The following is a 10618-nucleotide window of genomic DNA, read 5'->3' on the forward strand; positions in this document are numbered from 1 at the left end:
AGCAGGCTTGCCACGGTGAAGGTGTCCAGCCTTAACCGATGGGCGTTGCCTGGCCCCTAGAACTTCGCCTGCACGCCCACCCGTAATGTACGCCCTGGCGCCGGCATGAAGCTTTGCGCCAGCGGGTCCAGGTAGTAGCGATCGGTGACGTTCTGCAGCGATACATTCAGGCTCGCGTCCTCCTGCAACTTATAGTTGAGGAACAGATCCACCAGTGCCACTTCGCGGTAGTTCAGTTGCGGCGTGGTGGCGCCGGTCTGCCAGGGTTTGTCGGCGGTGACGGTGGGGCCGCTGGTGTAGGTAATACGTGTGCCGAGCGTAAGGCTTTGGTCAAAGAAGCGCAGGCCAGTGGTCAGGTTGCCAGCAAGCCGGGGTGGGTTCTGGGTGTTGGTGTAGGAACCCATGAAGCTGCCCGGCGTGCAGTTCGGGGTGTCGGCGGTTTTCTGGTAGCTGTTGCTGGTAGCACGCAGTGTGGCGGCGAAGGCCGCGTCGCAGGTTTCGGTTTTCAAGTAGTAGGTGGACGACAGGTCGGCGAACACGCGCCCGGCATCGTAGCGGGCTTGCAGTTCCAGCCCGCTGGTCTTGTAGCTGTCGGTGTTGCTGAAACGCATCTGGCCCCAGGTGCCTGGGCTTGGGTCGTAGTAGCGGGTGATGTAGTTCTTGATGGTGTTGTTGAAGTAGGCGAGCTTGATCGCCGCCGCGTCATCCTCGACCAACAGCCCTTTGCGCAACGTGCTGGCGCCGACCTCCCAGTTGCTTGAGCGCTCGGGTTTCAAGCCCTTGCCGGGCAGGGTTTGCAGCACGCCCTGGCTGGTTTCAAACAACGAGGGCATGCGAAACCCCTGGGTGTAGGAGGCATACACAAAGGTGTCCGGCAGCACTTCGATATTGATGCCCAGCGCTGGCGAAAATGCCCCGCCGCTGTTGCTGGCCTTGCCGGAATAGTCATAGCCGCTCACCACGTCACCGACCTGGGACGGGTAAACCGTCGAATCGATCACGCCAAAGTCGTTGTAGCGCACGCCTTCGAAGGGGAAGTTGGTGTTCTGGAACACGATGCCGTTGTTCAGGCGCGGATCGGTGGCGTTGGTGTACTCGCCGTTCTGGTCCGGGAACCACATCATGTTGCCGGAATTGTTGCCGTTGTAGACGCGCAGGTAGCGCAGGTCACGCTCCTCGCGCCGTGCGGTGGACCTGGCAATGTGGTCTTTGCTGCGGTAGTGGGTATAACGGCCGCCGCCCCATAAGGTCAGACGGTCCACCGGTTTGTATTCGAGTTTGCCATTGAAGCTGTACTCCTGCCGCGAGCCTTCGCGCAGCATGCGGTTGGCGTTGATATCGTGCTGGGTGGTGGCGACGCCTTTTTGCGGGCGCAGTTCTTCGAGCTGGAACGAGCTGCCGAGGTCGAGCTTCAGATCGCCGTAGTCGGTCGCCCAGCGTGAGGTGTTGGCCAGGCCGCCGCCGATGCGCTGGTTGGCCTGGCGGCTCCAGGCGCGGTCCGAGCGATATGCCTGGGACGCAGGTGCGGCCACCGAGGTGAGTTGGCTGGTTTGGGCGTCGGTCATCCACAGGTCGGCGGTCAGGTCTACCAGCGGGTTGCCCGAGGGCAGGTAGTTGTAGCGAGCGGTGTAGGTGTCGATCCTGGTATGGCCCAGCGGGTACTGATAGATGCCGCCGGTGCCGAAACGGAAGATATCCGACGGCATGATCTCGCCAATGCGCCCGTCATAACGACGATAGCCCAGGTCGAAGGTATGGCCGTCCGCCGGGCGCAGGGTGGTCTTGAGCAGGAACGATTCGGTCTTCGCCGAGGAGTTGAGCACTTCTTCGCCGGCGTTGTAGGTAGTGGCGACGCTGGTGTCTTCATCTCCCCAACGGTTGTAGGTGCGGTAGCGGTCCTGGCCTTTTTTACCGGCAAAATAATTGCCCTGATTGCGCTTGGCGTAGGCCGCCACCACGTCGAAAAACTCATGGGTGTAGGCAAACGCGGCGCTGCCGGCTTCGGCCTGCGAGCCGAACAGCCCGCCGCGGCTCTGGTGCGGCTCAGCATACAGGTCCTGGGTTTTTGAGTGCGGGTCGCGGGAAGCCGGGGCGACGCCGTTGTTCCAAACATCGCCCTTGAGGCGCAGGCCGATGTTCTGGCCGTCCTTGAGGATGTCGCCAACGCCCAGCGTGCGCATTTTTACCGTGCCGCCAATGGCGCTGGAGGTCAGGCTGGGGCCTTTGTCGATGGTGATGTCGCTGATCAAGTCCGGGTCGATATAACTGCGCTGCTGAGTACCGGCATAGCCGCGATACACATCCAGCGCCTGCTGCGAGCCGTCCACCGTGACCGCCACCCGGCTCTGGCCCTGGATGCCACGAATGTTCACATCCAGCCCGCCGCCATTGCGGCTGTCGCCCACCTGCACGCCGGGCTGGCCCTTGAGCACATCACCCACCGACACCACGCCAAAACGCTGCATGTCTTCGCCGGAGATATACACCGACGAACGCGGCGCGCGGTAGACCTCCTCTTCGTCGAGATTTTCGCCCGTCACTTTTTGCGTCGGCAACTGCACGGCCTCCTGGCGCAGGCGCAACACATAGCCGCCATCGGCCTGGCGCTGATAGTCGAGGCCGGTGCCCGAGAGCACCTGGGCCAGGCCGTTCTCAGTGTTGAATTCGCCCTGCAGCCCCTGGCTTTTCCTGCCCGCCGTGAGCAGCGAACTGCCCGCCATGCTGATCCCGGCTTCGGCACCAAAGCGCGACAGCACCTGGTCCAGCGGCCCGGCGCTGATGCTATACGGGCGTTCACCGGCGGCCAACACCAGCTCACCGCACAACGGTTGCAGGCCGAGAAACAACAAGCTGAACGTATGACGACGCAAGACACTAACGGGGGAAATCATGCAAGGCTCCTAGGGATCGAAACCCACCTGTGCCGGTGGGTAATACCTAAAGGCCAAGCCAGATCGAAAAAACTATCGCGTCGGCGAAAAAAAACTTTACGCGGGCACCACCGTCACCCAATAACGGTTTCTTCGCTCGATGCGCACCGGCAAGGTTTTGGCCACCAGGGCCAGCGCGGCATCGGTGTCGTCCAACTGGAAACTGCCGGTGATGCGCAGCGCCGCCACCGCTTCACTGCAACGCAGCAAGCCTGGACGATAGCGCGAGAGTTCGGCGATCAATTGATCCAGGCGCATGCGTTCGGCAGGCAGGATGCCGTGCATCCAGGCCTGGGCCAGCAACAAGTCAACCGGGCTTGGGCGCCCGATTGCGTAGTCGTCAACGTTTATCTGCCAGCCAGCCTGCAACGGCACGGGCGTCGGCTGATGCCGCGCACTCACTTGCACCCGCCCGCGCAAAACAGTCACCTGCGTGCTCTGATGATCATGGCGCACCAACAGGTTGGCACCCTGGCTATAAAGCAGCGCGTTCGGGGTTTGCAGTTGTAACGAGGCAGACCCCGCTGGCGTATCGAGTGCCAGCTCGCCCTCGACCAACTGCACACTGCGTTGGCCTACGCTCACGTCCAGGTTGACCGCACTGGCGGTGTTCAGCCACAGCGAACTGCCGTCCGCCAGGGTCCAGTGTCGGCGCTCGCCGGTGCGGGTGCGATAACTCGCCAGCGCCGCGCGTACCCGCGTGGAGTCCGCACCTTGCCAGGCAACGCCGCCGAGCAGCCCCAGCGCCAACAGGCACTTGAGCACCCGACGACGGCGCTGAGGATCGGTCCCGGCCGCCTGCAATGCCTGGCGTGCCGTGACGTCGGCCAACACATTGGCGCCTGGTTGCAACAACAGCGGCAAGCTGCTGACCCGCTGCCAGGCGTACTCATGCGCGGGGTTGGCCTGGCGCCATTGCTGCAAAGCCTGATGGTCGGCGGCATTCATCAAGCCGGACTGTAAGCGCACCAGCCACTCGATGGCACTGTCGCGCACTTGCGGGTCAACCGCCACACTGCTCATTCAAACCGGCTCGCATAGCAGACACTGAATGCCTTACCCATGGCGCGCTGCACCTGGGCCACCGTCAGGCTTAATTGTTTGGCGATCTGCGGATAGGTCAGGCCATCGAGCTGCGACAAGAAGAAAATCTGCCGCACCCGCCCCGACAAACCGACCAGCAGCGAATCCAGCTGCAACAGCGTTTCGATCATCAGATGCCGCTCTTCCGGCGAAGGCTCCTCGGCCACCGACCGCGCCGCCAGCGCTTCCAGATAAGCCCGCTCGATGGCTTGGCGACGCCAACGGTTGATCAGCAAGCCGTTGGCGATGGTGGCCAGAAATGCCATGGGCTGGCGTAATTCACGCACGTCCTCTTGGGAGCGCAGCACGCGGATAAAGGTGTCATGTGCGAGGTCTTCGGCATCGGCCGTATGCCCCAGCCGTCGATGCAACCAGCCTCGGAGCCAGCTGTGGTGATTGGCGTACAGCTGGGCGACGGGCGAGGGGGTGCTGTCGTGCTGCATTTCAGATCCACACTAATGATAATGGTTCTCATTTTATGGTCTAAGGAGAGGGATTGTATAGAGGAAAAGTTGCGACGATCAGCCAAATCCAATGGCAAAAAAGCCTGCATTTCTGCAGGCTTTTCTCTATCTGGCTCCACGACCTGCAACGGAGCCACGAAAAACGTGCTGCAGACACTGAATCAATGCACCGCGTGACTATCAGCTATCGAGCAACCTTTATGCCTCACTTAACTTCCTGACCAACGTAGCCGCCATTAGCTTCAACGTTCTCTTGCTCACAGGCGCATCTCACTAACGCCTAAAGATGATTGATTTTGCGAAATCTGCATACTTATAAAACCAACTCAACGCAAACAAAATCGAGAATGGCATTCCAAACCATACAAATACCACATCAAATTCCACCTCAAACCCTGCGGAAATAAACAGGACTGGCAACAATGCCAGCAGGCAGCCTATGGAAAGCATTACGACTAAAATACCCGCCGCCATTATCGCCGAAGACATCAACTTACTTACCGTCACCCTTAGCCTCCTCGTAAAAGCCGTAGCCCTTATAACCCACTCCGCCGACATACACACCCAGCGCAGTACCAAATGGCGTTTTCGTACCTAACAGCGGAATGATAAAATTATTATCCATCTTTGGAACCAAAACCCCGAAGATCGAACCCTTCCTCAACCCATCCGAAGCCCCCATCACGAGAGGGACTTTCCCAAAGCCAGCACCGGCGGAAAGTAACGTATCCGCCCCTTGGTAGACCAATGGACCATAGCCACCTGGAATCAAGTCAAACGCCGACTTAACAGGGTTGCCCGCGAAAGATGAAGGCCGCTCTGCGCGCTCTCAGATCAACGAGGGAGAAACTTTTAGAAAGGTCAGGGTCTTTTGCCACTTACCGCTTTGAACCGTCGCCGTCCAAATAGCCTTGCCTTCTGCGTTCACCTGAATGATCGCGTTGTCCTGCAGAACGTTGAACAACGTTGAGTTCGAAGTGGGGATCGATTCTGTCAGCTACCGAGCAACCTTCATGCCTCACTCAACTTCCTGACCAACGTAGCCGCCATTAGCTTCAACGTTCTACTGTCTGCCTCAAACCCCTCATCTAGAGCGCGTATGACCTGTGCCCTGTCAAGAATGTAGCCAGCCAAAAAAACTGACTCAATTGATTCAATTGCATGAATGACAACCGACTCCTCTCCAGCTTTTAGAAGCGTTAGCAAAACACGCAACGCCCGCTCATCATTCGAGTCACCGAGAGACTCCGCGCACCGACCTCGCCAGACTTCAGACTTCGCCAGAAGAGCAAACTCAAGTTCCTCCCAGTTTGAATTATCAAACTGAGAGATCTTGGAGGCCGCGATATTAATTCCTACATCCGACCAATAATCTTCTGACCCTATCGAATCCAGAAAACAATCATACTTCCCGAACATGAATCACCTATAAAATCCAGGAAAAAATGAAAACAAGGCTTCTTCAAGCTAAATAAATCCGTACCCTTTTACCCTTGGAAATATTGGAGCGAGCTCTGCGTGATGAGTGGCGCGATCAATCCCAGGGCTTAGGGTAAATGTGGGGGATCCCTCAGGGTCCGTCTGCTTTTTTGGATTTATTTACCATGCGGCGTGACGATTCGACGGTGTCGACTTTCCGGAACGCCTCATCTTTTCAACTGTCGCTTTGGACGCTGAGTACTTATCAGCATATTTTTCCGGAGTGCGCCTGCGAAGCTCAGCCAAAATCGACGCCAGACTTTCATGACTCGCCAAGTCTGCAGGTTCTATTTCAATAGCATCTTCATAGCACTGCAAGGCGCCTTCAAGATCCCCCACCTTCACCAACATTGCACCGAGCTCAAGATACGTATCGACAAATGACGGTTCAGCTTCAATGGCGGCCTGATAATACTTAAATGCGTCGACATAATTAGACGCCCGCTCATTGGATACACCCGCCAGGAAAAGATAGCACGCGATGACCTGGCCGGGGGCCAATTGGGTAGCCACTTCATAATGTTTTATGGCTTGGGCGAAGTCACGCTGATAGAAACAAATATCGCCCAAACACTCAGCGAATGTTGACTCCGACAGTGAGTGCGAACACTCCTTGAAATAGTCAACAGCCTTTTCGTCAAGTCCGCTTGAAAGGTATCGAATCAGCTGTCTCTTTATGTCTCTAAAATCAGATTCGCTCACACCTACTCTCCGACCACTTTAACGTGCTTAACAATCAAATTGAATGAATCCAACAGCGTAGGTGGCACCCCGATGTTTCGAAAATTAGAAACCGGATCAATGCCTTCCACGGCAAAAATTGGACAGATTTTTAATTAACAAAAGACTCGGAAAATTAAATAAATCTGTCTCCTTTACCGCTTATAACCTGCCCCGGCCCTTTTGCACCTATTCAACTCTTCTATGCTGGCAAAGATAGCACTTCATCGTACTGTGGCCAGTCTTCCCTTGCGCGTTTGAGCACACCTTGCATCAATTCGTCCAACTCAGGCACTGGCTGCTCGGGCGGCAATTGGTCAAAAGGCGCGGCCAGCAGCGGATGATCAATCTTCTGCGGATTGGCTAAACCTTCCCACTGGCGCAGGCGCAGGAGATAGAGAATTTCCACCGGCACGCGCTCCAAGTGCCAGTCCTGATTGAAGTCGTAAGAATTCTTCTGGCTCTCTTTACCGGTTTGCCAAGTGTGGCGGTCACACGCGGCCAACAGACAGGGCATCAGGTCGTCGGGGCTGGGAGTGCGCCACTTGGCCACCAAGGCTTCGTAGATGGGTTCGTCGTAAGCATAAGCAGGCCATTGATGCGAGACATCGCCCACCCAATCGGCAAACACACGCAGCATAAAGGCTTGGGCGCGGCGGTGTTGCTCTTCGTACTCAATCACTAATTGATGCCCACGGTTGAGAGCCGCATGGGTGAGATAGCCCTGATGGATGACGGCATCCTTCCAGCCTAGGATCGCCATGGCGGCCATCATATTGGTGGCGGTTTGGATGCTGTAGTTTTGGCGGCGTCGATCATTGCCTGCCGCTTTGGCAATAATGTCGAACTGGCCCGCCCAGAAGAACAACTGCCAAATTCCTACTTGGTAATAGCGCAGCCAATGGGCCAATTCCAGAAGCCATTGCGGATTATCTGGTGCGGTTGCCAATACCTTGTGGGCTCGTGTGACGGCCATCCATTCGGAGCTACTACGCGTAACGTTGTCACTATTCGGTACAGGCATTGACGGCTTCGCAAATGCATCGCCGCGCTCAACATATTCACGGATGCCATTCAACTCGTATTCATCTGAGACGTGTGGCCCCTTGGCTATGCGCCCCAGCACACTTTTGTAGGAGGGCCATTTCGGATTTACGCCCGAGCGCTCGCACTGAATTACTTCTTGGTCCATGGTTCCACCTTAAATTCTGCTACACCTGTTTTACCGGGGGCAGGAACACCGACTTTGACGGTCACGCCTTGGACTTTGACGTTTTCAGAACGCAGCGCTGCTTGCAAAGCATCACGTAACGCTGGGTCCGAATCGGCAATTGAGCTATTACCCAACCACCCTCTCAACCTCGTCGCCGGATCTCCGTGCGGCGTACCGGCCTTATTCACGCCATTCACCGAAGACTTCGCATCCCTCACCACCACGGTAATCGTATCGCCATTGATCGCAACCGCGCAGCCATCACAGCCGTGGTTGCTACTGTTTTGCAGAGGTTTGAAATTGAGGCCGGTTTTGCTCGCCCAACACCCCATCATTTACAAGCGAACCGGTCTTCCAATTGGGAAGGTGCGACAGCGGGATACATTTCAAATGTCTGCCCAAACAGGTCTTCAACCCGGCTGATCTTGGGTGGACTGATTGCATCAGGGATAACCTGCCCTGGTCCTTTTGCACCCTATTCAACCTTTCAGCGCTGGCAAAGACAGCACGTCATCGTAATTTGGCCAGTCTTCTCTGGCACGGTTGAGTACACCTTGCATCAATTCGTCCAACTCAGGCACTGGCTGCTCGGGCGGCAATTGGTCAAAGGGCGCGACCATCAGCGGATGATCAATCTGCTGCGGATTGGGCAAGCCTTCCCATTGGCGTAGACGCAGTATGTAGAGGATTTCTACCGGCACGCGCTCCATGCGGCAATCCTGATTGAAATCGTAAGAAGTCTTCTGGCTGTCTTTGCCGGTTTGCCAGGTGTGGCGGTCACATGCGGCCAGCAAACAGGGCAACAAGTCGTCGGGGTTGGCGGTGCGCCAGTTTGCCAGTAGCGCTTCGTAGATAGGTTCATCATATGCATAGGCCGGCCACAGGTGCGATACATCCCCCACCCAATCGGCAAACACGCGCAGCATAAAGGCCTGGGCGCGGCGGTGCTGCTCTTCGTACTCGATCACCAACTGATGTCCGCGATTAAGCGCCGCATGAGTGAGATAGCCCTGATGGATGACGGCATCCTTCCAACCCAAGATCGCCATCGCAGCCATCATGTTGGTACCGGTTTGGATGCTGTAGTTTTCCTGGCGAATGTGGTTGCCGTGGAATTGATCATACTGGTGCGCCCAAAAGAATAATTGCCAAACACCTACTTGGTAGTAGCGCATCCAATGAGCCAATTCTTGCAACCATTGCGGGTTGTCTTGGGCAGTGGCAAGAATTTTATAAAGTCTGCTCCGAACCATTCGTTCTGGGATGATACTTGTCGCATTATTTTTATTTGGAACCATCATTGGATCAGTGGGCCTTGCATCCTCCCTGGTGACGTATCTGCGTATCTCATTGACATAAAACGCGTCCTCAACATGCGGCCCTCTGGCGATGCGAGCGAGTACTGATTTGTAGGATGGCCACCTTGGATTCACACCCAAACGTTCAAACTGATTTACTTCTTGGGCCATGATTCCACCTTAATTTCTGCTTGACCTGTTTTACCGGCTGCTGGCAAACCGACTTTAACGGTAACGCCTTGGACTTTGACTCTACCGCTTTGCAACGCGGACTCCAATGCTGTAGCCAACGCAGGATCGGATTGGGTTATAGAACCATTATCCAACCACCCTCTCAATCTTGTCGCCGGATCTCCATGCGGCGTGCGTGCCTTATTCACGCCATTCACCGAAGACTTCGCATCCATCACCAACACGGTAATCGTATCGCCATTGATCGCAACCGCGCAGCCATCACAGCCGTGGTTACTACTGTTTTGCAGAGGTTTGAAATTGAGGCCGGTTTTCTCGTTAAGGGTTTGCAGGGCCAGTTGCTCGCCCAACACCCCATCATTTACAAGCGAACCGGTCTTCCAATTGGGAAGGTGCGACAGCGGGATACTTTCAAATGTCTGCCCAAACAGGTCTTCAACCCGGCTGATCTTGGGTGGATTGATTGCATCAGGGATAACCTGCCCTGGTCCTTTTGCACCATCTAAACCGTCAATTTAATCCAAATAAAATCTGTCTGAGAGCACGTTGTTTTTCTAGGGTTGAATCATCAGAAAAAACCTTATCAGACGTTACAACTTTCAATAACCTACCACACTCATAAACTTTAAATTCCTGGCTTTCCAACAACGAAATGCTTGCGAATCTATCCACGCCAACTCTCTCCCAGAAGAGATTGCCTAGCCACATAGTACTTCCAATCGCCTCAATATATCCTTGTCTGAGTACGTTACGGCCAGGATTCCCTGATGTATCAATTTCCATTTGATCCAAGGGGGGAGGCAAGCCATTAGACTTCATTGGAAGACCTGAAAGAGGACGACCCACGCATTCATACTCTAGAGGGTCTGTAGCGTTCTGCCAAAAATCATATTCGACATCAGAAACCCATGCCTGAATAAAACCTTCCACACCAAGAATAGGTCCTATTTCCTCTTCCAACTCAGTATTATTATGACCCTCTGATTCTTCTAGCACCAAAAAGCAATAACCCAGTGCTGGAAGCAACCCGAATCGGAGCTCAAACCCACCAGATACCAAACCACTAGGCCATGATCTTTTTTTCAATATTTTCTTTTCAAGCGTTTTGATATCAATCTTAACCCCATGCAGAAAAAATACCGAGGGGGAGGAAAACTTATTTAAAACCTCTCCAACCAAGGCAAGCATCTGCAAACCACTGATCAATTCAACATCAAAAACAAACTTGAATCGTTTCAT

General features: G+C 55.1%; 10 protein-coding genes. All 10 read right to left on the bottom strand.

All coding sequences use genetic code 11. The annotated features are described in order from the left end of the window. Positions 1–56 precede the first annotated feature (56 nt). Positions 57–2891: a TonB-dependent receptor gene (locus tag HU759_RS20905; RefSeq protein WP_186617787.1), complete on the bottom strand. Its 2835-nt coding sequence runs from the start codon at positions 2889–2891 to the stop codon at positions 57–59. A gap of 96 nt (positions 2892–2987) precedes the next feature. Further along, a complete protein-coding gene (locus HU759_RS20910; protein WP_186617786.1) occupies positions 2988–3953 on the bottom strand; it encodes a FecR domain-containing protein in 966 nt (321 codons plus the stop codon). Further along, on the bottom strand, positions 3950–4456 hold the full coding sequence (locus tag HU759_RS20915; protein ID WP_017137010.1) for a sigma-70 family RNA polymerase sigma factor: 507 nt from the start codon (positions 4454–4456) through the stop codon (positions 3950–3952). The genes HU759_RS20910 and HU759_RS20915 overlap by 4 nt, the downstream gene beginning before the upstream one ends. 294 nt (positions 4457–4750) lie before the next feature. After that, positions 4751–4984 (bottom strand): hypothetical protein, encoded by a 234-nt coding sequence (locus tag HU759_RS20920; protein WP_017137011.1) that lies wholly within the window; start codon positions 4982–4984, stop codon positions 4751–4753. A 1092-nt stretch (positions 4985–6076) separates the two neighbouring features. Continuing rightward, positions 6077–6658: a tetratricopeptide repeat protein gene (locus HU759_RS20925; protein ID WP_186617785.1), complete on the bottom strand. Its 582-nt coding sequence runs from the start codon at positions 6656–6658 to the stop codon at positions 6077–6079. A gap of 220 nt (positions 6659–6878) precedes the next feature. Continuing rightward, positions 6879–7868, bottom strand: coding sequence for a hypothetical protein (locus HU759_RS20930; protein ID WP_225933005.1), 990 nt, complete (start codon positions 7866–7868; stop codon positions 6879–6881). Next, a complete protein-coding gene (locus HU759_RS20935; protein WP_186617784.1) occupies positions 7853–8224 on the bottom strand; it encodes a hypothetical protein in 372 nt (123 codons plus the stop codon). Before HU759_RS20935 ends, HU759_RS20930 begins: the two co-directional genes overlap by 16 nt. 144 nt (positions 8225–8368) lie before the next feature. After that, positions 8369–9064, bottom strand: a complete 696-nt coding sequence (locus tag HU759_RS20940) for a hypothetical protein (RefSeq protein WP_186617806.1) — start codon at positions 9062–9064, stop codon at positions 8369–8371. 278 nt (positions 9065–9342) lie between these two features. Next, entirely contained in the window at positions 9343–9732 is a 390-nt protein-coding gene (locus tag HU759_RS20945) for a hypothetical protein (RefSeq protein ID WP_225933007.1), read from the bottom strand. Between the two features lie 157 nt (positions 9733–9889). Then, complete coding sequence (locus HU759_RS20950; RefSeq protein ID WP_170037838.1) at positions 9890–10618, bottom strand: hypothetical protein; 729 nt, start codon at positions 10616–10618, stop codon at positions 9890–9892.

The sequence above is a fragment of the Pseudomonas sp. OE 28.3 genome, assembly GCF_014268205.2.
Lineage (GTDB): Bacteria > Pseudomonadota > Gammaproteobacteria > Pseudomonadales > Pseudomonadaceae > Aquipseudomonas > Aquipseudomonas edaphica.